At 35.8% G+C, this 23,933-nt stretch carries 18 protein-coding genes; 6 read left to right on the top strand and 12 right to left on the bottom strand.

Annotation, left to right across the window (positions count from 1 at the left end; translation table 11 throughout):
* Nucleotides 1–288 (bottom strand): ISAon1 family transposase N-terminal region protein (locus H344_RS0105025; protein ID WP_034256163.1); only part of this gene is annotated, 288 nt, incomplete at its 3' end.
* A 74-nt stretch (nt 289–362) separates the two neighbouring features.
* Nucleotides 363–2,462 carry an ATP-dependent DNA helicase RecG gene (recG, locus tag H344_RS0105020; protein WP_026809303.1) on the bottom strand — a complete coding sequence of 700 codons (2,100 nt, stop codon included), beginning with the start codon at nt 2,460–2,462 and terminating at the stop codon, nt 363–365.
* 148 nt (nt 2,463–2,610) lie between these two features.
* On the opposite strand from recG, the gene H344_RS0105015 reads away from it, so the two are divergent.
* The 3 genes from H344_RS0105015 to H344_RS0105005 are packed head-to-tail and all read left to right on the top strand — an operon-like array spanning nt 2,611 to nt 6,517.
* Nucleotides 2,611–4,695, top strand: coding sequence for a M1 family metallopeptidase (locus tag H344_RS0105015; protein ID WP_026809302.1), 2,085 nt, complete (start codon nt 2,611–2,613; stop codon nt 4,693–4,695).
* On the top strand, nt 4,692–5,603 hold the full coding sequence (locus H344_RS0105010; protein ID WP_026809301.1) for a patatin-like phospholipase family protein: 912 nt from the start codon (nt 4,692–4,694) through the stop codon (nt 5,601–5,603). Before H344_RS0105015 ends, H344_RS0105010 begins: the two co-directional genes overlap by 4 nt.
* Nucleotides 5,600–6,517, top strand: a complete 918-nt coding sequence (locus H344_RS0105005; RefSeq protein WP_026809300.1) for a patatin-like phospholipase family protein — start codon at nt 5,600–5,602, stop codon at nt 6,515–6,517. The genes H344_RS0105010 and H344_RS0105005 overlap by 4 nt, the downstream gene beginning before the upstream one ends.
* A gap of 190 nt (nt 6,518–6,707) precedes the next feature.
* Here H344_RS0105005 and H344_RS0105000 read toward each other — a convergent pair whose 3' ends face one another.
* The 3 genes from H344_RS0105000 to H344_RS0104985 all read right to left on the bottom strand — a co-directional run bounded on the left by H344_RS0105000 (nt 6,708) and on the right by H344_RS0104985 (nt 9,891).
* Complete coding sequence (locus tag H344_RS0105000) at nt 6,708–7,226, bottom strand: DUF7935 family protein (RefSeq protein WP_026809299.1); 519 nt, start codon at nt 7,224–7,226, stop codon at nt 6,708–6,710.
* Between the two features lie 140 nt (nt 7,227–7,366).
* Entirely contained in the window at nt 7,367–8,173 is an 807-nt protein-coding gene (locus H344_RS0104995; protein WP_026809298.1) for an OmpA family protein, read from the bottom strand.
* A gap of 440 nt (nt 8,174–8,613) precedes the next feature.
* A complete protein-coding gene (locus tag H344_RS0104985; protein ID WP_034256162.1) occupies nt 8,614–9,891 on the bottom strand; it encodes an amidohydrolase in 1,278 nt (425 codons plus the stop codon).
* 327 nt (nt 9,892–10,218) lie between these two features.
* Between H344_RS0104985 and H344_RS0104980 the strand changes: the two genes are divergently transcribed.
* Nucleotides 10,219–12,540 carry an ATP-dependent helicase gene (locus H344_RS0104980; RefSeq protein WP_026809296.1) on the top strand — a complete coding sequence of 774 codons (2,322 nt, stop codon included), beginning with the start codon at nt 10,219–10,221 and terminating at the stop codon, nt 12,538–12,540.
* Between the two features lie 35 nt (nt 12,541–12,575).
* Here H344_RS0104980 and H344_RS0104975 read toward each other — a convergent pair whose 3' ends face one another.
* Nucleotides 12,576–13,421 (bottom strand): alpha/beta hydrolase, encoded by an 846-nt coding sequence (locus tag H344_RS0104975; RefSeq protein WP_026809295.1) that lies wholly within the window; start codon nt 13,419–13,421, stop codon nt 12,576–12,578.
* A 48-nt stretch (nt 13,422–13,469) separates the two neighbouring features.
* Between H344_RS0104975 and H344_RS0104970 the strand changes: the two genes are divergently transcribed.
* Complete coding sequence (locus H344_RS0104970) at nt 13,470–14,090, top strand: L-threonylcarbamoyladenylate synthase (protein ID WP_026809294.1); 621 nt, start codon at nt 13,470–13,472, stop codon at nt 14,088–14,090.
* A 278-nt stretch (nt 14,091–14,368) separates the two neighbouring features.
* On the opposite strand, the gene H344_RS0104965 is transcribed toward H344_RS0104970, so the two are convergent.
* The 3 genes from H344_RS0104965 to H344_RS0104955 all read right to left on the bottom strand — a co-directional run bounded on the left by H344_RS0104965 (nt 14,369) and on the right by H344_RS0104955 (nt 16,977).
* On the bottom strand, nt 14,369–15,217 hold the full coding sequence (locus H344_RS0104965; protein WP_026809293.1) for an OmpA family protein: 849 nt from the start codon (nt 15,215–15,217) through the stop codon (nt 14,369–14,371).
* A 104-nt stretch (nt 15,218–15,321) separates the two neighbouring features.
* Entirely contained in the window at nt 15,322–16,326 is a 1,005-nt protein-coding gene (locus H344_RS0104960; protein WP_026809292.1) for a glycosyltransferase family 2 protein, read from the bottom strand.
* A 204-nt stretch (nt 16,327–16,530) separates the two neighbouring features.
* Nucleotides 16,531–16,977 (bottom strand): type I restriction enzyme HsdR N-terminal domain-containing protein, encoded by a 447-nt coding sequence (locus H344_RS0104955; protein ID WP_026809291.1) that lies wholly within the window; start codon nt 16,975–16,977, stop codon nt 16,531–16,533.
* A gap of 26 nt (nt 16,978–17,003) precedes the next feature.
* On the opposite strand from H344_RS0104955, the gene holA reads away from it, so the two are divergent.
* Complete coding sequence (holA, locus tag H344_RS0104950; RefSeq protein ID WP_026809290.1) at nt 17,004–18,005, top strand: DNA polymerase III subunit delta; 1,002 nt, start codon at nt 17,004–17,006, stop codon at nt 18,003–18,005.
* 9 nt (nt 18,006–18,014) lie between these two features.
* Here the strand turns inward: holA and H344_RS0104945 are convergent, their stop codons facing one another.
* The 3 genes from H344_RS0104945 to H344_RS0104935 form a co-directional block, all read right to left on the bottom strand.
* Entirely contained in the window at nt 18,015–18,377 is a 363-nt protein-coding gene (locus H344_RS0104945) for a DoxX family protein (RefSeq protein WP_026809289.1), read from the bottom strand.
* A gap of 126 nt (nt 18,378–18,503) precedes the next feature.
* Nucleotides 18,504–20,915 (bottom strand): alpha-ketoacid dehydrogenase subunit alpha/beta, encoded by a 2,412-nt coding sequence (locus tag H344_RS0104940; RefSeq protein WP_026809288.1) that lies wholly within the window; start codon nt 20,913–20,915, stop codon nt 18,504–18,506.
* 170 nt (nt 20,916–21,085) lie between these two features.
* Nucleotides 21,086–23,932 carry a gluzincin family metallopeptidase gene (locus H344_RS0104935; RefSeq protein WP_316929557.1) on the bottom strand — a complete coding sequence of 949 codons (2,847 nt, stop codon included), beginning with the start codon at nt 23,930–23,932 and terminating at the stop codon, nt 21,086–21,088.
* Nucleotide 23,933 lies beyond the last annotated feature (1 nt).

Here is a 23,933-nt window from a genome sequence, read left to right as displayed (position 1 = left end):
CCAATCTCTTGTGACCACTGAACCTGTGTCCTGATCGACCCATCTGCGGCGTATGATGTGCAGAAAGACATTCTTTCCACGTATAGGAAAATCCTGAACCGTAGCCTCTGGAAAGAAACCTTTGGAATGGAGCTTCGCATCACCATGTCCCTCGGGGGCATTGTTCTGTTCCGTAAAATAAAAGTGAAGTTCTTCTCCTTTAATCTCGTGCTTCTTTAAATCAAAATAGGTGACAAGCACTTCGGGAAGCAATAAATTGGCTATGGATGATAGTGAATCTGAGAGCATACGTGTTTTTGCTCCAAAGTTCTTTTATTTTTGGTTACTCCACAACTTTTTGTGTTGAGCCGTTAAAACATGCTTTAACTTATATAGTTCCAAATATTTTTATGTTTAACTATTTGAGCGTAAGTGTGTCTGATTTCTGGATGCTTCTCTAGTTGGCTGTCTTCTTTTAAAAGTTTAAGGGCATAATATCTAGCTGTTTTTAAAACTTCGTTGTCCTTAATAATATCTGCTATTTTTAAGTTTAACACCCCACTTTGTTGTGTACCCATTATATCTCCTGGTCCTCGTAACTTAAGGTCAACTTCGGCAATTTCAAAACCATCTGCTGTTCTTACCATGGTTTCAAGTCGCGTTTTGGAATCGGAAGATAGTTTATGGCCGGTCATTAAAATACAAAAACTTTGGTCTGCACCTCGGCCAACCCTTCCCCTTAACTGATGAAGCTGTGAAAGTCCAAATCTTTCGGCACTCTCTATTACCATAACCGAGGCATTGGGAACATTTACTCCCACCTCTATAACAGTGGTCGCCACCATTATTTGAGTTTCACCCCTTACAAAACGATCCATTTCATAATCTTTGTCTTCAGGCTTCATTTTTCCATGTACAATGGAAATTTGGTATTCTGGCATTGGAAAATCTCTAACAATACTTTCATATCCATCCATTAGATCCTTATAGTCCAGTGCCTCCGATTCCTGAATTAATGGATATACTACATAGATTTGACGTCCCTTTTTTATTTCATCCCTTATAAACCTAAAGACCTTTAATCTATTGGCGTCATATCGGTGTACCGTTTTTATTGGTTTTCTACCTGGAGGTAGTTCATCAATTGTAGAGATATCCAAATCGCCATATAAACTCATGGCAAGAGTTCTAGGGATTGGGGTGGCAGTCATAACCAAGATATGAGGGGGAATATCGTTCTTATGCCATAACTTGGCTCTTTGTGCAACTCCAAAACGATGTTGTTCATCTATAATAGCCAGTCCTAGATTTTTGTATTGCACTTTGTCTTCTAGTAGAGCGTGGGTACCTATTAAAATATGGAGTTCTCCACTTTCTAATTGCTCATGGATTATTTTACGATCTTTTTTCTTGACAGAACCTGTAAGTAGCGCAATATTTACTCCGATATTGTTTAAAAGTTCTTTAATCCCAGTAAAATGTTGATTTGCTAATATTTCTGTTGGGGCCATTAAACATGCCTGAAAGCCATTGTCTATCGCCAATAGCATTGTCATTAATGCTACAATAGTTTTTCCGGAGCCTACATCGCCTTGTAATAATCTATTCATTTGTGCATTGCTGCCAAGATCAGCTCGGATTTCTTTTATCACCCTTTTTTGAGCATTGGTAAGATCAAATGGAAGGTGATTTTTATAAAATTCATTGAATAACAATCCAACCTTGTTAAAAGAATAACCCTTAATACGCTGCTTATGGAGCATGTTTTTAGCAATAAGCTGTAATTGTATATAGAAAAGCTCTTCAAACTTTAGCCGAAACTGTGCCTTCGCCAATAATTCTTGGTTTTTAGGAAAATGAATATTGAAAAGCGCTTCATTTTTAGGTAACAAATTTAACTCGGTTAAAATCTTAGGGGATAGGGTTTCCGAGAATCTACCTTTGGTCTCTATGAATAATTGCTGTATTAGTTTCCCTACCACTCTATTTGTAATTCCCTTATTAGATAATTTTTCAGTGGAGGGGTATACTGGTTGCATTCCTATTTTAAGTCCCTTCTCATGATCTTCTAGCAACTCCATTTCTGGATGGGGCATAGAAAAGGTGCCATTAAACCAATTTGTTTTTCCAAAAATTACATAAGGGACATTTATTTTTATATTTTCTCGGATCCACTTTTGCCCTCTAAACCACACCAATTCCATTTCCCCTTGGCCATCGGTGAATTTTGCTACCAAACGTTTGCCTCTTTTTTGTTCTACAGTTTTAATATTTATTATTTTACCTATTATTTGAACATCGGCACTTGTTCTTTGTAGCTGGGTTATTTTATAATATTGTGTTTTGTCTATATATCTATTAGGGAATAGATGAAGTAAGTCTTGACAAGTTTCTATCCCAAGCTCCGACTTTAATGTTTCCGCTCTATTGGGGCCTACGCCTTTTAAATAGGCAATGGGAGATTGAAGGATGTTGGGGTTCATTCGTTTATAATAATTAATTTGCCAAGTTTTCTGAACGCTTGTCGAGAAAAATCTCGACCAAGTTTAATTATTGTACTAAAATAGGACTTACTGCAATTAACTGCAATAAACAAAAATGCTAAATTTGAAAAGACCCTTGTCTAAACCTATGAGACAACTTATACTTATTATCATTTTGCTGCATTTTCTTGGAGCTACAGCACAGCATCAGGATAAGGTGAATTTTACCCAGGCAAAGGTGGAGCTATACGTAGATGCGCCAAAAAAAAAGATTATCGGTAGGGTAAACTATAGATTGCGTATGCTTCAGCATTTAGATACCGTTTTTCTAGATGCTCAAAATTTAGAAATAAGCTCCGTTCTGCTAAACAACAAAAAGGTTAAGTATTTAAACAACGGAAAAAATATTGTTGTTTATAATCGCTTTAGAAAAAACAGAAATTACACCTTGGAAATTACTTATACTGCCAAGCCAAAACAAACTGTTTATTTTATCGGGTGGAACAATAAGTCTACTAATAATCAGGTATGGACACAAGGGCAGGGGAAATATACTAGCCATTGGCTTCCCAGTTTTGATGATATGCGCCAAAAGGTAGAATTTGACCTAAGCATTAGTTTCGATAAGAATTATGAGGTAATTGCAAATGGGGAATTGGTTGGCACCAAAGAATTTGGAAACCTCAAAAAGTGGGATTTTAATATGGACCGTCCAATGAGTAGCTATCTCTTAGCCTTTGCCATAGGAAAGTATAACAAAAAGGAACTCTTTTCGGAAAAGGGAATGTCAATAAATTTATATTATTACCCAGAGGACTCCCTTTTAACAGAACCTACCTATAGGTATACCCAGCAGATTTTTAAATTTTTAGAGAAAGAGATAGGAGTTGCGTACCCTTGGTTGAAATACGATCAGGTACCAGTGCGCGATTTCCTATATGCAGGAATGGAAAATACAGGAACAACCATATTTTCTGACAGTTTTATTTTGGATTCTATTGCTTTTAAAGATAGGAACTATGTAAACGTAAACGCGCACGAATTGGCTCACCAATGGTTTGGAAACTTGGTAACCCAAACAGATAGTCGTTCTCATTGGTTGCATGAGGGTTTCGCTACTTATTACGCCCTTCTAGCAGAAAAGGAAATTTTTGGGGATGAATATTATTATTGGAAATTATATGAGTCTGCTCAACAACTAAAAGAATCCTCTAATAACAATAGGGGAGAGTCCTTAACAGATCCTAATTCTAGTAGTCTTACCTTTTACGAAAAGGGGGCATGGGCATTACATATCTTACGAAAACATTTGGGAGATAAAGTGTATAAAGCTGGAACTGTGCAATACCTAAAACGCCATAAATATAGAAATGTAGACATAGATGATTATTTAAGGGAAATGGAACTAGCCAGTGGTACTAAACTTGATTGGTTTAAGGAAAAATGGTTAAACGGAACAACATTCCCCTATTTAGAAGTTAAGGATATTTTGATAGCTGAATCTAAAGACCTAAAAGCATATTATAAGCTTCAGGAAGAATTACTTACTGCTAAAACAGAAAAAGCACAGGTGATATGGAATTATTGGAATCGAACAGCATCTGCACAATTGAAGGCTAAGATAATTAGATCCTATTATGAGAACTTGTCAAAAAAGTTTATTAAAAAAGCTTTGGAGACAGGTGATGTTAGGATAAGACAAGCCATTGCAACAACTGCAGACCAGATTCCATTGGAATTAAAAGAGGAGTTCGAATCACTCCTTCTAGATGAAAGTTACCTTACTTTAGAGCATATATTGTATAAATTATGGATATATTTCCCACAACATAGAATCCATTACTTAAATAGCACTAGAGGCATCTATGGGTTTTCTGATAAAAATATTCGGATATTGTGGCTGACTTTAGCTTTGGTTACTGAGGATTATGAACCTCATAACAGTAGGAAGTATTATGAGGAACTCAGTGGTTATACTGATGTAAATTTCCCTTTTGAGGTAAGACAGAATGCTTTTAGAATGTTACAGGAAGTGGTTGGTTTTTCAGATAAAAACCTATTAGATTTGATAGAAGCAGCGCAGCATCATTCTTGGCAATTTAAACAGTTTTCCCGGAGACTGATTGATCTGTTATTGTTAGAGGATGGGATGAAAGAGAGAATGGGAAACCTAAGAGAAGAACTAAACGGAGAAGAATTGCGTTATATGAATAAAAAATTATTAGAGGAATGAGAGCAATGGTTATTTCTGGGGGAGGTAGTAAAGGAGCCTTTGCAGGTGGTGTGGCTCAATATTTAATAGAGGAAATGAATCACAGATATGATCTATTTCTAGGAACCTCTACCGGTAGTTTATTAATTTCACATCTTGCTCTAGATAAAATTGAAAAGATAAAACAGGTGTATACTTCGGTAGATCAGAATCAGATTTTCAGTAATTGCCCGTTTGTAATCACTAAAAAACACGGTATAGAAAACATTGCAATTAGCCATTATAACGTAATGAAAAACTTTCTAAAGGGGAGTAAAACCTTTGGAGAAAGTTATAACTTATTAAAATTGATAAAAAACACACTTTCTAGAAGTGAATTTGAGGAGTTAAAAGCAAAAGTACTAGATATCGTTGTTACAGTTTCTAACCTATCCTTAAACCAAGTAGAATACAAATCTATTAAAGATTATACCTATGAGAAATTTTGTGATTGGATCTGGATTTCTGGTAATTACACGCCCTTTATGAGTCTGGTAAAACGAAATGGCTGTGAATATGCAGATGGTGGTCTTGGCTGTATGGTGCCTATAGAAGAGGCAATAAAAAGAGGCGCTAAAGTGGTAGATGCTATTATATTGCAGACTGAGGTAACCCAATTAAATAGGATGCCTTCTAAAAATGCTTTTTCGCTGCTTACCAATATGTTTGCTTTTATGTTAGATAGAATAGAACACCAAAACATTAGAATAGGTAAGTTTTCTGCTACCCACAATGATGCAATAATAAATTTTTATTATACTCCTACGGTCCTCACTACCAACTCCCTAATTTTTGATAAGGAAAGGATGACATTATGGTGGGAGAGTGGCTTTAATTTTGCCAAATATAAAAATGCAGAAACCAACCAAATAGAAACCGCAATTGTATGAGAGCATTGGTAATAAGTGGAGGAGGAAGTAAAGGCGCTTTTGCTGGGGGTGTGGCGCAATACCTAATGGAAGTAGAGAAGCGGGAATATGATATCTTGGTAGGTACCTCTACCGGTAGTTTACTAATTCCCCAATTGGCATTGAAGAATATTGCTAAACTGCATGATCTTTATACTAATGTTAATCAGCGTTCCATTTTTAGTCTTAACCCTTTTGTGGTACGGAAAAAGGAGGGGAGAGAATATGTATCTATAAACTATCTAACTTCTATCCTGCAGTTTGTAAAAAAAAGAAGGACTTTTGGAGAAAGTAAGGCTTTGCGCAGGACTATTAAAAAGAACTTCTCTTTAGAAGAATTTGAAGCTATTAAAAGAACTGGAAAAGATGTGGTAGTCACCGTTTCCAATCTGTCTAAAAACAGAGTAGAATATAAATCTATAAAAGATTTTACCTATGCCGAATTCTGTGATTGGATATGGATATCTTGCAATTATATCCCCTTTATGTCCTTGGTGAAAAAAGATGGCTTTGAATATGGTGATGGAGGATTAGGCTGTGTAATTCCAATAAGGGAAGCTATAAGGCGTGGAGCAACTGAAATTGATGCTATTGTGCTAGAGTCAGAAAATATGGAGCACAATAAGGTGTTAGGTAAAAATCCGTTTTCCCTAATGTTAAGTATTTATGGCTTTGTATTAGATCAAATAGAATATCACGATATTTCTGAAGGCGTACTAGCAGCAAAACATCGTGGTGTACAATTAAACCTATATTATACGCCAACTAAATTAACGGAGAATTCCTTAGTCTTTAATAAAAAATTAATGACTAAATGGTGGCAACAGGGGTTTAGTTATGCGGAGGAAAAATTTGCCAGCGCTCCGGAGAAAGATCTAAGTCCGACCGGAAGATAAACTTCTTTAAAAATTACGATACTACTTCTATAACGATTTGATTAGATATGGTTTATGGTGAGGTTTGCTTTAAATCTTTTCCGTTGTCATGAAATTCTTGTAGACTTATGTATCGCAAATATACCTTCGTACAATTTTATGTAGCGTGAATTTTAACAAAATAATAGAAGCAAATTGCCTAGGTGTAATACTACCAAAGTTCACGAATCTCTTTTTTTACAAAAGATAGCGCTGTAGCGGAGGGTGAAGCTTTGTCCATACTTGCATTTAAGATGTCCTCTCTTAATTTGTCTGCAGTATCAGATTCGCTCATACCTGCCTTTCTTATAATCTGAATAGTAGCACTTTTAGCAGCTTTTATTATGTTCCAACACTCATCGGTCATGTAAATCTGTTGGGAAAGATTATGATCAAACTCGTTTTCAATGCTTTTGATTAATAAGTTTTCATAATCGTTTTTATTGTTGGAAGTTGGAGATATACGTACAACCAAACTGGGTATAGAAATTCTTTCTAAGAACAAAGCCATGCGTTCGTATGCTTGTAACCGAATGGGAAGGGTTTTAGTTTGTGAATCTTTATGCAAAAGATACCTTCTTCTACCATCCTCGTTTTTGGTGTGTAGCCTAAAAAAGTAAAATGCCACGGCACCAGTTACTACAGCCGGTAAGAGATAGGCAAATAGTTGTAAAATATCAACTTCGTTCATAATTGTCTAGGAATTTTTGGTTTGTAGTTGATTAAACGGATTAAACCCTAAAAAATTATGGCCCACTTAAATTATTTGCAGGCCATATTTTAGATTATGTGTTAAGCTTGTTGGTGTTTTACACTTTGGATTAACGTTGATTATTTCATGGTGTCTTTTACCAACTGATAGAATTCATAGAACTTTGGTTGAACGATGATTTCTGTAGCTGTTTCTATGCTGTATAACCCTAATTCAGATTTGCCGGTAGCACGTATTCTTTTTGGCTCCACTTCATAATCGTCCTCAAAAATACTAGCAACTGTAGCAGCTTGCTGAGTAGATATCTTCCAGTTGTTGTTTTTCTTTGCATCAGTATTAACCAAATTACTGTTGCTAACAATTTCTATATCCATAGTAGGATTAGCTTTTAATATATTGCCAATCTTACCTATTATGGTCTCAGCAGAGGGAGTAATTTTTGTGCTTTTAGACTGACCTCCGAATAGAAAATCATTATCCAAACTTACTGTAATGGCCCCCTTGCTCATGGTAATTTTGGGGTCTGGACCTAAAGTTTGCTTAAATAGGGTGAAAACAGCCAAGTTTATAGAATCCCTACTTGTTAAGGCCTCCTTTATTGTGCTTAATTGCCCTTCTACTTGTCGTAGGCTATTTAAAGTACTACTGATGTTTTCTGAACGTCTGGTAGAAGCTTCTGTAAAATTGTTTAAATTTTGCAAGAGGCTTGTATTGGTTGTTTTTAATTCCTCTACCTGAGCTTCATAAGATTCCACTTTTGCAGAATTAATTCTTTCTTGACGTTTAACTTCAGACAATGCATTTTCAGCATCCCGTAATCGTGTTTCAAGATCTTCAACTTCCTTTAACAATTCTCTTCTGCTTTGGGCATGTGTAACAGTAATCGTTAATAATAAGACTAGGGCAGTAACTAAATTCTTTTTCATATATATTATTAAAATTTATTCTTAATTTATTGAAAAGAGCAAATTTAACCAAATACTTTAATTATGAAGGGTTAATTTGAAACTAGAACTATTATCTAAATTATTGGTCTCCATATACTTTTATAAGCTATTTTAAAATTTGAATTAGGGGTGTTATAAATATTAAACAGAAATAAGGAGCGAATTAACTTTCATTAGCGCCAATTAAAATTGGTAATATTACGCGCTAAGTGAAGTTAGCATGCTCTTGTGCCACACATTTAATAAGTGTTCTCCATTTCTTACTAGGGTAGACAATTTACTCGATAATGGAGGATTTAATACTCCTAGGCGGGCTTGCCCGAATTTTTCAGGCGGGGCTCGAAATCAATATTTTTTCACCAATTAATGCCTTGTGGGCTTGCCCGTACAGAATACAGGTGGGCTTTCCCCGAGGTAGTTTATTTAAGATTTAGAAAGTCTAAGCTCATTTCTGTCATAGCTTTTACACCTAGTAATAAACCACTGTCGTCTATCATAAAGTCTGGGGTGTGATGAGGAAAAGACTCCTCTGACCCAGGGGTCATACCGCCCAAAAAGAAAAAGAATCCAGGAACTTCTTTTTGATAGTAAGAGAAATCTTCTGCTCCAGTAACCGCTTTTTGAGTCTGAACATTGGTGTTTCCAGCTACCCTTTTAAGAGTGGGGAGCATTTTATTCACCAAATCAGGTTCGTTATAGGTGATTTCTGTTGCTTCTTTAATTTCTATGGTAGCTTCTCCACCATAAGCTTTTGCAATTGCTGGAACCATTTCCTTCATTCTACGATTAATTAGTTCTTTCATGTCGTAGTCCAATGTTCTAATAGTTCCTATCATTTCAGCAGACTCAGGGATGATATTAAACCTTACTCCTGAGTTTATTTTACCTACCGTAATAACGGCAGCCTCATTAGTAAGTTCTGCTTCTCTACTAATTATAGTCTGTAAACCATCAATTATTTTGGCACTGATCAATATAGGATCTACTCCGGCCCAGGGTTGGGAACCATGACTTTGCTTCCCTTTAACCTTAATCTCAAAGCTTTGTGCTGCTGCCATAGTACCTCCAGATTTATAGCGGATAACCCCAACTGGAGTTTGGGAATTAATATGTAAGCCAAATATGGCGTCAACATCCGGATTTTTAAGAACACCTTCTTTCACCATTAATAACGCACCACCTTCTTCCCCTGGTGGAGGGCCTTCTTCAGCAGGTTGAAAAATAAATTTTACGGTACCTTTTATCTTGTCTTTGTGCTTTGATAAAATTTCTGCAACACCCATTAAAATGGCAGTATGTGTGTCATGACCGCATGCATGCATAACCCCTACTTCTTGACCTAAAAATTCGGTTACTACAGTTGATTTAAAAGAGAGATTGTTTCTTTCTACTACAGGGAGGGCATCAATATCGGCGCGTAAGGCTATTACTTTTCCTTCCTTTTTTCCTTTTAACACCCCAACAACTCCAGTCTTAGCCACTTCTGTTTGTACCTCTATCCCTAAGGAGCGAAGATGGGCAGCAATTTTCTCTGCGGTTTTAAACTCCCTATTGGAAAGTTCTGGATGCTGGTGAAAGTCGCGTCGCCATTCTATCACCTGTTGTTCAATTTCTTGATAATCTTTTTCTAGGTTATATTTTTGGGCCGTTAGGCATAAACTACAGAAGAAGACAGTGACTATCGCGTAATATCTCATAAAAAAATGTTTTTAAATTTAATTGTTTCTCGACACCTTGTCAGAAAAGTGAAATTTGGAAAATTAATCCCGGAGAGTCTATTTTATAATAAGAGCTCGTCCGTTACCTTCACGTTAAACGTAAGGAAAGGGTTTATTGATTATAATAGCATAGCTCTTGCCTCAAGCCTAAAATGGCGAGGTAAAGATTAACTTTGATGTATAAATATATTGAAATATAGGATAGGTTTTAAATGTGATGTTCATAATTATTAAACATTCCATTTTTGGATAAGGCTATTTATGGCTAAATTCACCGCTCCTTAAGGATTTAAATTCAATAGACAGTTGGAGAAATATATAAATGAGTTGAATGAGGCTCAAAAAGCCCCTGTATTACACAAAGACGGTCCATTAATGGTGATTGCCGGAGCTGGTTCTGGAAAGACTAGGGTGCTTACTTATCGTATAGCTTACCTTATGAATCAGGGGGTAGATGCCTTTAATATTTTGTCGCTTACCTTTACCAATAAGGCAGCTCGGGAAATGAAGAGTCGTATTTCGGATATTGTGGGTAGCGCGGAAGCTAAAAACTTAATGATGGGAACTTTCCACTCTGTTTTTGCCAAGTTATTGCGCTTTGATGGAGATAAGTTGGGGTACCCAAGTAATTTTACGATTTATGATACCCAAGATTCCCAACGGCTAATTGCATCTATTATTAAGGAAATGGGGCTAGATAAGGATATCTACAAATACAAACAGGTACAGAATAGAATATCCTCCTATAAAAACAGTCTTATTACCGTAAAGGCGTACTATAATAATCCTGATCTGTTAGAGGCCGATGCAATGGCTAAAAGACCTAGAATGGGGGAGATATATCAAAATTACGTAGACCGATGCTTTAAAGCAGGTGCAATGGATTTTGACGATTTACTTTTGCGTACCAATGAGCTGCTTACTAGGTTTCCAGAAGTGTTGGCAAAATACCAAGATAGGTTCCGATATATTTTGGTAGATGAGTACCAAGATACAAACCATTCCCAGTACTTAATTATTAAGGCACTCTCAGATAGATTTCAAAATATATGTGTGGTAGGAGATGATGCTCAAAGTATTTATTCTTTTAGAGGAGCCAACATTAGTAATATCCTCAACTTCCAAAAAGATTATGATAATGTGGCAATGTATCGTTTGGAGCAGAATTACAGATCTTCAAAAAACATTGTAAATGCTGCTAACTCCATTATTGCTAATAATAAAAATCAGTTAGAAAAAGTAGTTTGGACCTCCAATGACGATGGTCCACTAATTAAAGTTCACCAAAGTCCTACCGATGCAGAAGAAGGTAGGTTTGTAGCTGGTTCTATTTTTGAGCATAAAATGCAAGAGCAATTGCCTAATGGGCAATTTGCTGTGCTTTATAGGACTAACTCCCAATCTAGGGCTATTGAGGATGCCCTTCGAAAGAGGGATATCCCATATAGAATTTATGGCGGACTTTCTTTCTATCAGCGTAAGGAGATTAAAGATGTGCTTTCCTATTTAAGGTTAGTAATTAACCCTAAGGACGAGGAGGCGATAAAACGTGTGATCAATTTTCCTGCTAGAGGAATAGGGCAGAGCACCATGGACAAGCTAACTGTAGCTGCTAATCACTATAACCGATCTATTTTTGAAGTTATAGAGAACCTAGATCGCATAGGGCTTAAAATTAATTCCGGAACAAAACGAAAGTTGAGTGATTTCGCAAACATGATCAAGAGTTTTCAGATTATGAACGAAAACGCAGATGCTTTTGAACTTGCAGAACACGTTACCAAAAAGACTGGCCTGTTGTTAGAGTTTAAAAAGGACGGAACCCCAGAGGGAATTGGTAAAATGGAAAATATAGAAGAGCTTCTTAACGGAATAAAAGATTTTGTTGAAGGCCAAAAAGAAATTGCTGATGCTAAAGGGGATATTGGGGAGTTTTTAGAAGATGTAGCCTTAGCAACTGACCTAGATAAAGATACAGGTGACGATGACCGAGTGGCATTAATGACTATTCATTTAGCTAAGGGATTAGAGTTTCCCTACGTGTATATAGTTGGAATGGAAGAGGATTTATTTCCATCAGCTATGAGTATGAATACGAGAACTGAGTTAGAAGAAGAAAGAAGGTTGTTTTATGTAGCCCTTACCCGAGCTGAAAAGCAAGCTTATCTCACTTTTACTCAGAATAGATACCGATGGGGGAAATTGATAGATGCAGAACCGAGTAGATTTATTGAAGAAATAGACGAAAAATATGTGGAGAACTTAACTCCAATAAAAAGTCATAGGTATAGACCATTAATAGATGTTGATGTTTTTGGTGACGTCGATAAAAGTAGGTTGCGCCAAGTGAAACCGGTAAAAGGTACCCCGCCAACTGTAAATAAACCTAAGGAAAGTCAATTGCGTAAGCTGCGTAAGATGAAACCAGATTTAGGTGTTCCAGTGGGGAATACAAATAACATAGATCCAGCTCTTGAAGAGGGAGTTATGGTAAATCACACGAGATTCGGTAGAGGGAGAGTAATTAAAATTGAAGGTGTAGGAAACGATAAAAAGGCAGAAATAAAATTTGATAAAGGGGATGTGAAAAAACTATTACTCCGCTTTGCTAAATTGGAGGTGCTTTAGATTATTAAAGAAAATTATTTTTTGGTACTTATAGACTATAGGTTCTCTTGGATAAAGGCCTTTAATTTTAGGGATGTATCCAAGAGATCTATTCCAATCCACCCATGACCACCTTCAGGATAGAGAGTGAATTGGTGCTTTACATTCAATTCCATTAATTTGTCTTTTAAATCAATTCCCTGAGAAATGGGGATTAATGGATCTTTAGCTCCATAAAATAGTATGGTAGGCGGGGAATTAGACGTTAATTGGTGTAATGGACTTGCCGCTTTCAGTAATTCTGAATTGGTGCCAAACTGGTCTAATAATTCTCTTAGCTCTGAATTCGTGGATTCGGTATAAGCTTGGTCTAAAAAATTAGTAGGTCCTACAATGCTACAGACCATCTTTACTTGCTTTTTTGTGTCATGGGCATAGCTCCATAAAAGTGAAAGATGTGCACCAGCACTAGCGCCAATAAAACCGATGTCGGTGGAGATTTGAAATTCTTTTACCTTATCTCGCAATTGGTTAACTATCATATCTATATCATTTATCTGCATCGGATATGGTGGATTGTTTATATCGGCTAATCTATAGTTCATATTCACTACAGCTATTTCTGGTAATTGTTCTCTGATAAAATCTTTAAAAGGATCCATTTCGGACTTGTCACCAGCATTCCATCCACCTCCATGTATCAAAATCAGCACTTTAGTGTCCATAGTTCTGTTTTTTGGAAGATAAATGTCATATTTTTGATGTGAGGAGGTACCGTACTCTAAATTAAGCATGGTTTTTGCTTCCAAAGAGCTTGTGTCCGTTTCTATACTATCTTTGGAACAAGATGTAGTAATGCTTAAGAGGAGACTCAGAATTAGAATAAACGGTATCTTACTCATAATACTTTAATTTCTTATTAATGATAACGTTTATATTGAAAATATAATATGTCTGAATTTATTAAAATTTATCCTGAAAACCCTAATCCTAGAGAAATTAACAAGGTGGTGGAGGTATTGCGCAAAGGTGGTTTAATCATATATCCTACAGATACAGTCTATGGCTTAGGATGTGATATAACAAATAACAAAGCCTTAGAAAAGCTTGCACGAATTAAAGGTGTAAAATTAGCCAAGGCAAATTGGTCTTTTATTTGTGCCGACTTAAGTAACCTGTCTGACTATGTGCGACAAATAGATACTGCTACTTTTAAGGTTCTTAAGCGCGCTTTACCTGGCCCTTATACTTTTATTCTCCCTGGGAATAATAACCTGCCAAAAGCCTTTAAAAAGAAGAAAACAGTAGGGATAAGGGTGCCAGATAATGGGATAGCTAGAACTTTGGTAGAGGCCTTAGGGAATCCTATTGTTTCTACTTCTATAAGGGATGAGGATACGTTGATAGAGTATACCACTGACCCTGAACTGATTTATGAGAAATGGAAGAATCTTGTAGATATTGTTATAGACGGTGGGTATGGGGATAATGTTGCTTCTACAGTAATAGATATGTCCGAAGATGAGGCGGTAATTGTTAGGGAAGGAAAGGGAGATATAGATATATTCTAATCTATTATATCTGTAATACTTTGGTAATTATTATCAGGGAACATGCTTCTATAGAATCTTGTGCTATCTAAGTGTATCACATAGTCTCCGTTTTATAAATTCTTGTTACTCATAAATAAAGAAATAGAACTACATCTAATAAAAATCTTACTGAACTATCAGTTATAATTATAAGGGAATTAGGTGGTAACAGCCTGTTTATGGGAATTTGTATTAATATAAAGCATAAAAAAAAGCGACCAATTTGGTCGCTTTTTAGTTACTATTGGAAGTATCCCTTAGTTTATAGAAGGGTCTTTCATTCCTTCTTCAATCATGTTATAGAACTGATCGATTTTTGGAAGTACTACAATACGAGTTCTTCTATTTTTAGCATTGTCAGTTGCAGATACAGGAACGTACTGAGATCTACCAGCAGCAGTCATACGCTTTGGATCTACGTTGTAATCGTTCTGTAAGATACGAACAACAGATGTAGCACGCTTAACACTTAAATCCCAGTTGTCTAATAAAACACCACTTCTATAAGAACGTGGGTCAGTATGTCCTTCAACCATAAATTCAAAATCTGGCTTGTTGTTAACTACCTGAGCAACTTTTCCTAAAACGTCCTTAGCTTTGTTGGTAACAGTATAGCTTCCACTTCTAAATAAAAGCTTGTCAGAGATAGAAACAAATACCACTCCTTTTTCAACGCTGATTTCGATATCTTCATCATCCAAGTTTCCAAGTACACCCTTTAAGCTTTGTACAAGTGCAAGGTTTACAGAATCTCTTCTTGTAAGTGCGTCGTTAAGCTTTCTAATTGTAAGATCTTTTTCTCTAAGACTCTCTAATGACTTCTCTAAATTGTCGGCTCCTTTACTTGTAAGTGTAGTAAGGTTACCCATATTGTTGATTAAATCCTGATTGTTAGCCTTTAAGAAAGCATTTTGATCTTCTAAAGTCTGCATTTTGGACATTGCTGCAGCCTTGTCCTCTAAGCATGTATTTAGCTTTACGGTTGCAGAATTTAGTAAATCTTGAGTTTCTTTAGCTTTAGCCTCTAGGGTAGCGTACTTCTTTTGTGAAACGCAGGAGGACAATAAAAGTGTAGCTCCTAAACAGCCTAAAATAATTTTTTTCATAGTGACTCTAATAATTAATGATGTTTTTTTGATACTCTTCAAAAGTATGTTTTAGCTCGGAATCAAAAATATATAAAATGTCCAAATCTAAGGATCTAAGATAGTTAATCTTTTACTAAAATGTTAAAAAAATTAATGTGTTTAATGAAATGTGACCATACAATAGAATTTGTGCTATAATATTGGTTTGTAAATTGATGAAGTTCCCGTTTTTTGTACATTGTGTTAAAATGTTTGTAAAAGCTAAAATGTGCTTGTACTATGGCCCAGCAGTGTTTCGGTTTGCCCTGAAGAACAAATCGGATTCCGGCAATTCCATCTAATATAAAGCGAAGAAAAATTACGGGGAAACTCTTCTTAGTTGGAAGGTTTTTAAGGAGGGAAAATAAGGAGTTTCTAAAGTTGAAAAATGTCTTTTTGGGATTCATGTTGCTTAACGTAGCTCCTCCTAAATGGTAGATTTCTGAATTTCCTACATAATAGACACTATATCCCTTATTTTTGGCTCTCCAGCATAAATCTATTTCCTCTTGGTGAGCAAAATAATCTTCATCAAAACCTTGAAGCTGATGAAATACCTTACTTTTTATAAACATACAAGCCCCCGTAGCCCAAAAAATTTCGGTGGTATCGTTGTACTGGCCGTTATCTTGTTCTAATTCCTGAAATATGCGCCCTCTACAAAAGGGGTATCCAAACTTATCAATAAATCCACCTGCTGCCCCAGCATATTCAAAATGTGACTTTTTTTTATAATCCAAAATTTTGGGTTGAATAATAGCGGCATTCGGGTTGTTTAAAAATTCTTTGATTATAGGGGTTAACCAATCTTTTGTTACCTCTACGTCCGAATTTAATAGACAAAACACATCAGCTTTAATATCGGTTAAGGCATCGTTGTATCCTTTGGCATAACCGCCATTGCTGCTATTGCGAATAATTCTAATATCTGGATAGTTTTTTTTAAGGAAAGCTATAGAGCTATCTGTTGAGGCATTATCTGCCACATAAATATCGGCTTCTTTGGAATATGCGGTTACCGATGGTAGAAACTTCTCTAGAAGAGCTTCTCCATTCCAATTTAAAATTACAACTGCGATTTTCAACATGTGCGGACTCCCCACATAAAAAGAGGGGTTTTATAGATTTGTAAAGAATAAATTAAGAAGGCAAAGTAAAGAAATATTTCCTTAGAATAATTTTAATGTGCCTCCCTTTTCCTCTATAAATTTTACTTACCAATTGGTGCTTAAATGCTTAGAAGTGTATATTAATTTATTAATGGTTATTAAACAGAAAAAAATCTCTTTTTATTATGGGGTGTAGTGGGGAATGGTTTTTAGAAAGCTATACATTTCTTCTTTTGTATTCATCTTACAGTAATAATGGTTCTGGCCGTTAGTTACCATTAGGTACTTTGCGTTAAGTTGAAGGTTATATCTCGCTATCTGATCAAATACATCTTGGGAAATATTGATTTTAGGGGCTTTACACTCCACTAATAGTAGAATATCTCCATCGGGGTTAAAGACTACAACGTCATAGCGTTTTTTTAAATTGTTGACAAGGAGTTGCTTTTCAACATTGATATGACTAATTGGGTAATTTTTCTCATTAAGCAAATAATGCACCACGTGTTGACGTACCCATTCCTCTGGTTGTAGAACCACGAATTTTTTGCGGATTACATCAAAAATATAGATTTTATTTTCCCTATTTTTGAAGCGAAACGAATATGATGGAAAGTTTAATGACTCCATGATGCAAAGTTGACAAATTTTTTGAAATGGACGAAGTAAAGAAAATTGTAGGCAATATAAGAAAAGGAAATATAGCACCAATATATCTCCTGACTGGGGAAGAACCTTTTTATATCGACAAAATTTCTGAGTTTATTGAAAAGAATGTGCTTTCGGAAGAGGAGCGTGGTTTTAATCAGATGGTTCTCTATGGAAGGGATATTAGTGTAGATGATATTGTAGGGAATGCTAAAAGGTACCCTATGATGGCAGAAAGGCAGGTAGTGATTATAAAGGAGGCACAGCATTTATCTCGAACAATAGAGAATTTGGTTTCCTATGCATCAAATCCGCAGCCATCTACGGTGTTGGTAATCTGCTATAAGTATAATAAGCTAGATAAGCGTAAAAAATTATACAAGGCTATCAATAAAACAGGGGTTATTTTTGAAAGCAAAAAGCTTTATGAAAATAAGGTAGCAGATTGGATTAAAACCGTCTTAAAATCTAGGGGGTACGATATCACCTTTAAAGCGGCGAATCTTTTGGTTGAATTCTTGGGTACCGATTTAGGAAAAATAGATAAAGAACTAGAGAAACTATGTCTTGTTGTTCCTAAGGGCATCCAAATTACACCCGAAGCAATTGAGGAAAATATAGGAATTAGTAAAGACTTTAACAATTTTGAACTAAAAAAGGCTATTGGTGAACGAGATGTGGTGAAAGCCACAAGGATTATAAATTATTTTGCTCAGAACCCTAAAGACAATCCCTTTGTATTGACAGTGACTTTATTGTATTCCTTTTTTAATCAGTTGTTAAATTACCACGGATTAAATGACCATTCTCCAAAAAGCGTTTCCAGCGCCTTGGGCATAAGGCCTTATTTTGTAGAGGAAATCCAGATTGCAGCAAGAAACTATCCTATGAGGCGGGTAAGTGCAATTATATCTGAGCTAAGGGAGCTAGATGTAAAGAGTAAAGGGGTAGGCGCTAGTATTTCTCACCAAGATCTATTAAAGGAGTTGGTGGTGAAAATATTCCGATAGAGAACAATATTATTTTTTGTCCAGACTAAACTTTCCTGGTCCCAATAAAACTATACTTGTAAAACCTACTAAAAATAATAGTGCTTTTTCCTTAACGGATATTGGATCATTGGCATGAACTAGAAATGTGGCTACTAACATGGTTATAATAACAGGTACAGAAGCCCAACGGGTTTTAATACCTATAATCACTAAAATAGGACATATAAATTCTCCGATTACTGCTAAAAATAGAGAAGGAGCGGCCCCAATTCCTATTGGATCACCAAACTCAAAATTACCTTGTATTAGTTTTAAAAACTTTGGAGCTCCATGGGTAAGCATCAATGCGGATAAACCAACTCGTAAAAGAAGTAAACCAAGATCTTTCATTTGGGGGACAATTTAATTAATAACTATTTTCGTTGATAAAAATAGCTATTTGCCTAATTAAAACATATATTTTTTGGTATAAAACTGTATTTAAGCAAGGCTATTCTTTAAAAAAATAAATGGGTTTTATCTTAATTTAGGGAATTCCTTAGGGTTAGATTCGCGCATTATGGAATAGACCTTTTCAAAAATATCTTCTGCATTAGGTTTTGAAAAATAATCTCCATCCGTGGCGTATGCTGGTCTATGGGGTTTTCCTGTTAGGGTTTGTGGAGCGCTGTCTAAATACTGATATGCCCCTTGCTTTTCCATGATTTCATGGATTAGGTATGCAGAACATCCACCAGGAACATCTTCATCTATTATCAATAATCGATTGGTCTTTTGGATACTTTTTAATACGTCGTGATTTAAATCGAAAGGTAAAAGACTTTGCGCATCTATTACTTCTGCATCTATACCTACTTGTTGTAGCTCTTGGGCAACCTTCATTACAATTCGTAAAGTAGATCCATAGGAGAGAAGCGTAATATCCTTTCCAGGTTTCACGACTTCTACTACGCCAATAGGAGTGCATAGCTCTCCTAAATTATTAGGTTTGTCCTCTTTAAGACGATATCCGTTTAAGCTTTCAATTACTAGTGCAGGTTCATTGCCTTTCAATAAAGTGTTGTAAAAGCCTGCAGCTTTGGTCATGTTTCTTGGCGTGAGGATATACATGCCTCGTAATAAGTGGATTAGGCCACCCATTTGAGAGCCGGAGTGCCATATACCTTCTAGCCTGTGACCTCTTGTCCTTACAATTAATGGCGCACGTTGTTTTCCCACGGTCCTATATAGCAAGGTAGCTAAATCATCTGTCAAGGTAAATAAAGCATAGAAAATATAATCTAAATATTGGATTTCTGCAATTGGGCGTAAGCCTCGCATGGCCATTCCTATTCCCTGACCAATAATAGTTGCTTCTCTAATTCCCGTATCGGCGACTCTTAGCTCACCATATTTTTTTTGCAATCCCTCTAAGCCTTGGTTTACATCGCCAATAGCACCTGTATCTTCCCCAAAAATTAAGGCTTCAGGGTATTTTTCAAATAATCTATCGAAATTATCCCTTAGTATAACTCTGCCATCTACAGCTGTAGTATCTTGGTCATAGGAAGGCTTCACTTCTGGAACATAGAGGGCACTATTCTCTTGTTCATTGTAAAGGAAAGAACTGAATTTAGCTTCAGACTCTTCCATAAAAGAATCTAGCCAATTCGCTAAAACATCCTTTTCCTTGGTGTCTTCACCCAAAAGATAGCGCATGGTTTTTCTTGCGGTAGAGGCTAGGTCTTTTTTAATAGGATCTTCCTTGGCAATTAAATCATTTTTGAGTTTTTCAATAAAGTTTTTGTTGGGGCTAGAATTGGCAACATTATCTAATATGTTTACCAGTGTTTTTTTATGCTCCCTGTGTGGGGTTAAAAACTCTTCCCAAGCTTCTTTTCTTGCGCTTCGGACCTGTCTTTTAATATTCTTTTCAATGCTATTTAACTCTTCCTCTGTTGCAATTTTATTGGAGAGAATCCATTCTCTGTACCTTTTATTACAATCATTTTCCCTTTCCCAAGTTAAGCGTTCTTCACTTTTGTAGCGTTCGTGAGACCCAGAGGTGGAATGACCCTGTGGTTGGGTGAGTTCGGTAACGTGAATGATTACTGGAACGTGCTGTTCCCGAGCTATATCGGCTGCATTTTCATAAGCGTGTATAAGTGCTGTATAATCCCAGCCCTTTACCTTTATTATTTCAAATCCGTCATCCTTCTTGTCACGTTGGAAACCAGCTAATATTTTAGAAATGTCCTCTTTTGTGGTTTGGTGTTTGGCATGCACGGATATCCCATATTCATCATCCCAAATACTGATTACCATTGGTACTTGTAATACTCCAGCAGCATTTATAGTTTCAAAAAAAGCTCCTTCACTAGTACTGGCGTTACCAATAGTACCCCATGCAACTTCGTTTCCATTTTTAGAAAACTTGTCACTATTAATTCCTTTAACGTTTCTGTATATTTTTGAGGCTTGTGCTAGGCCTAAAAGTCTAGGCATCTGACCTGCTGTACAAGAGATGTCTGCACTGCTATTCTTTTGTTCGGTAAGATTTTTCCAACTGCCATCTTCGTTTAAACTGAAGGTAGTGAAATGTCCTCCCATTTGCCTACCAGCACTCATAATATCTTTAGTGATATCGGTTGTGGCATAGAGGCCATGAAAGAATTGCTTTGGAGTAAGTAGGCCTAAGGCCATCATAAAGGTTTGGTCTCGGTAATAACCACTTCTAAAATCTCCGTCCATAAAAGACCTAGCCATAGCGAGTTGTGGTAGCTCTTTACCATCACCGAAAATTCCAAATTTCGCTTTACCAGTTAAAACTTCTCTTCTTCCTAACAAACTACACTCCCTACTGGTAACTGCAATTTCGTAATCCTTTAATATTTGAATTTGAAAATCATCAAATGAAATGTCGCTACTAGTTTCGGAATCTATATTCATTACGGAATCAACGGAATTAAAGGTTTACGCAAAAGTATCAAATCATAATGGTTTTTGCAACCGATAAAATACGATATTACTTAATAAATCCTTAACGTTTAGGGTTTTGATAAATTAATCGTTGTTGATGTCGCAAAAAATACCGCATATTTTAAGAATGTGGTAAAGTTTTAAAACCATTTTCTAGTAAATAAGCCGGTTAAGGTCCTTGGACTTAAGGTAATCACGAACCTAATTTTTTGATCGTACTGGGGCTGAGAAATTTCCCAACCATTATTAGAGTAGATAGGGAAATAAAGTTCAAAATAATCAGTCAATAGATTTAGACGGATCCCAGAATCATAAACAAAACGTTCTTTTAGCCCCCTATTTTTCACTAAACCAATATCGCCATAAAGCTCTACCCATCGCCAGAGATTAACACTAGAGTTAACGGTTGCCATCCAATCGTCTGCAAATGGATTTTCTAATTTCGATTTAAATCCACCTTCTGCTACTATAATTTGCTGACTATAAATTCCGGAACCTTCAGACCTTCCTAAGTAATCATAATCAAACAAGTAATCTGTTGGTCTATCTAGGGAAAAACTAAAGAAATTGCTGTCGCCAGCTGATTTGTTGTTAATAAACTTTCCAGCAAAAAAACGTATGTTAAATTGAGTGTTGTTTTCAAAAAGCTTTCGATATTCTAATTCGTAGGCAACTTTGGTAAAAACATTGGAATGTTGTGCATCAAATGACCAGGAAAAATAATTTAATATGTTATTGGTAGTATGAATGTATTTAGCGTTAAGTACATTGTAATCTGGATCAGTCTCTAAGCCACTGCTTTCAAGGGCTTCGTCAACTGTCCTAAAGACATTTACAGACCTAAAAAGTAAATAGTTTCGTTTGTTAGATAGCAAGTTGTCTGGTCTCCAGCCAAAACCAATTGAAGGACTAATAGTGGTGTATCGAGAATTTTTTTGAAAATGTGAAGTAGACCCTCTTAAAGAATAGTTGGTAACGTATAACCCTTTTTTTGCGTGATACTGTCTAAAATTAAAACTTCCATAGCCCACAAGGGTTTTTTCATTGGGAGCATAGGAAGGAGCTACATCAAAAACAAAAGGACGCTCTAATAGGGTTTTATTATGGAGACGTATCCCAGGGGCAAGTCCGTCATATTTATTAAAACTTAGAACTGGAACATAAAAAACTTGATTAAAATATGGGTCTTCAGCATCTTTAAAGAATTGAAATTTCAATCTTTTGTTACTAGAAAAGAATCCATTGAGAGATTTCCAATTGTCACGTTGGTTAAATTCAGGAATGGTCTGATCATAATTTAGTACTAATCGCTCCTCGTCTTCTCTAGGAATATGGAAGGTTTTCTCGTCAGTAATATTGGTGAACCAATATTTGGAAACAATAGAATCGTTTTTAATTCCAAATAGTGAAATGGGAACATTAGTTCCTTGTTTGTTCTTTAAGGTGACCGATAAAGAGTCTTGAGATTTTAAAACCTTCGTTATTTTAAAATCAATTTTCTTGGTGGTAGATACATATTCATCGAAAAACCAATTGATATCCTTGTCCGAATTTTCTACTACTATAAACTTAAAATCTGCCGCCGTGGATTCTTTCAGGTTATAGAATTCGTAAAAATCTCTAACACTTTTATCTACTTTTTCTTTACCAGTATAGTCTGCTAAATATGCTAAACCTAATCCAGCCTTATATCTGTTCGCTATTTTTTGGTTGAATTTTATTAACGAGTCATTGGGAGTGGTTAAAGCCTGATCTACATTTCTTCGAGCAGATAACATATGTAACAAAGGATATTGCTCATTAAAATTCATTTTTGCCAAATGAAAACCACGAATACCCCAAATGCTCGATAGTTTTCCCAAAAGCTTTTGATCCGGATAATGTTGCTCTACAAAGTTTATTATCAGATAATTTGTAATAGCATCTGTTACCCACTTTTCTTTTCTTGGATTTATGAACATAGTTTCCTTAACAAAACTGTTTAAGGCAGTTTTTAGAAACTTCATTTCAAATTGAAACTGCTCCTCATATGGTCTTATGAATTTAGGTAGTTGATTTATTCCATATAGAGGGTCCTTATCATAGTCCCATTCACTTACCAATAAATGTTGATGCGGAAAATCTCCTAGGCTTTCTTGTAGAAATTTGGTAATCCTATTAATTGAAATTCCGGAGGATATTTCATCATACCTTATTGTTTGTAGATCTGTAATTACTGTGAGTGCTGGTGTTACATGTTTGGTGAATCGCCTGTAAGGTGTAATTAGTATTTCTCCATTTTTTTGATCCGTACCAATTAAGGTGATATGTTGATTATCTCCTAGGCTAGACTTATCAGACTCGTTAAAATTTGAAACTGCGTATAAATCTTTGGGAAGAGTGAGATGTATTGTAGTGTTTGTAACTTCCGTATATAAATCTTCTAAATTTTTATTAGAATAGAGGTGCCATTCCCCATCATAAACTGCGGGAGATAAATACCAGTCCTTAAGAAAATATTCCCTATTACTATTAAACCCGTAAGGTGTAAACTTATTGGGGGGTAGTTTAACCTTATAGGTAATAAATAGTTTAATAGAGGATTTTGGAGGTAAGGGAGTATTGAGATCTATTTTAACGATATCCCGGGCTGTAGTATAACTCCAACTTAGCCCTTGATGCTTGTCGTCTACAGCACTTATTATTTTGGTATGTCCACGTTCGTCCTCTTTTGCTAGATGAAGGCTCTTTTTAAACTCTTCAGCAAATCTTTTGGCCAATACCGTATTCTTATCGGCATAGGCATTGGCCCAATCATTTAAAAATATGTTGTTTAATGTATCTTGAGATTGATTGTAGTAAGTTAATTCCTGTTGAATGCTTATTACTTTTGTTTCCTCATCCAAGGAAGCAGTAACTTTATTACTGTTTTGGGAATAACTTAGGTGTCCCCATAATAAAATAATTAGGGGTAGGTTACTTAGTAAGCTATTCAACAATTTTCTCAAG

Origin of the sequence: Arenibacter latericius DSM 15913, assembly GCF_000424985.1 — a bacterium.
GTDB classification, from domain to species: domain Bacteria; phylum Bacteroidota; class Bacteroidia; order Flavobacteriales; family Flavobacteriaceae; genus Arenibacter; species Arenibacter latericius.
This window is presented reverse-complemented; position numbering and strand designations above follow the sequence as displayed.

What these genes read in the sequence shown, in the direction of transcription:
- recG (WP_026809303.1), bottom strand. Translation starts at nt 2,462, where the DNA reads ATGAACCCCAACATCCTTCAATCTCCCATTGCCTATTTAAAAGGCGTA.
- H344_RS0105015 (WP_026809302.1), top strand. Translation starts at nt 2,611, where the DNA reads ATGAGACAACTTATACTTATTATCATTTTGCTGCATTTTCTTGGAGCT.
- H344_RS0105010 (WP_026809301.1), top strand. Translation starts at nt 4,692, where the DNA reads ATGAGAGCAATGGTTATTTCTGGGGGAGGTAGTAAAGGAGCCTTTGCA.
- H344_RS0105005 (WP_026809300.1), top strand. Translation starts at nt 5,600, where the DNA reads ATGAGAGCATTGGTAATAAGTGGAGGAGGAAGTAAAGGCGCTTTTGCT.
- H344_RS0105000 (WP_026809299.1), bottom strand. Translation starts at nt 7,226, where the DNA reads ATGAACGAAGTTGATATTTTACAACTATTTGCCTATCTCTTACCGGCT.
- H344_RS0104995 (WP_026809298.1), bottom strand. Translation starts at nt 8,173, where the DNA reads ATGAAAAAGAATTTAGTTACTGCCCTAGTCTTATTATTAACGATTACT.
- H344_RS0104985 (WP_034256162.1), bottom strand. Translation starts at nt 9,891, where the DNA reads ATGAGATATTACGCGATAGTCACTGTCTTCTTCTGTAGTTTATGCCTA.
- H344_RS0104975 (WP_026809295.1), bottom strand. Translation starts at nt 13,421, where the DNA reads ATGAGTAAGATACCGTTTATTCTAATTCTGAGTCTCCTCTTAAGCATT.
- H344_RS0104970 (WP_026809294.1), top strand. Translation starts at nt 13,470, where the DNA reads ATGTCTGAATTTATTAAAATTTATCCTGAAAACCCTAATCCTAGAGAA.
- H344_RS0104965 (WP_026809293.1), bottom strand. Translation starts at nt 15,217, where the DNA reads ATGAAAAAAATTATTTTAGGCTGTTTAGGAGCTACACTTTTATTGTCC.
- H344_RS0104960 (WP_026809292.1), bottom strand. Translation starts at nt 16,326, where the DNA reads ATGTTGAAAATCGCAGTTGTAATTTTAAATTGGAATGGAGAAGCTCTT.
- H344_RS0104955 (WP_026809291.1), bottom strand. Translation starts at nt 16,977, where the DNA reads ATGGAGTCATTAAACTTTCCATCATATTCGTTTCGCTTCAAAAATAGG.
- holA (WP_026809290.1), top strand. Translation starts at nt 17,004, where the DNA reads ATGGACGAAGTAAAGAAAATTGTAGGCAATATAAGAAAAGGAAATATA.
- H344_RS0104945 (WP_026809289.1), bottom strand. Translation starts at nt 18,377, where the DNA reads ATGAAAGATCTTGGTTTACTTCTTTTACGAGTTGGTTTATCCGCATTG.
- H344_RS0104940 (WP_026809288.1), bottom strand. Translation starts at nt 20,915, where the DNA reads ATGAATATAGATTCCGAAACTAGTAGCGACATTTCATTTGATGATTTT.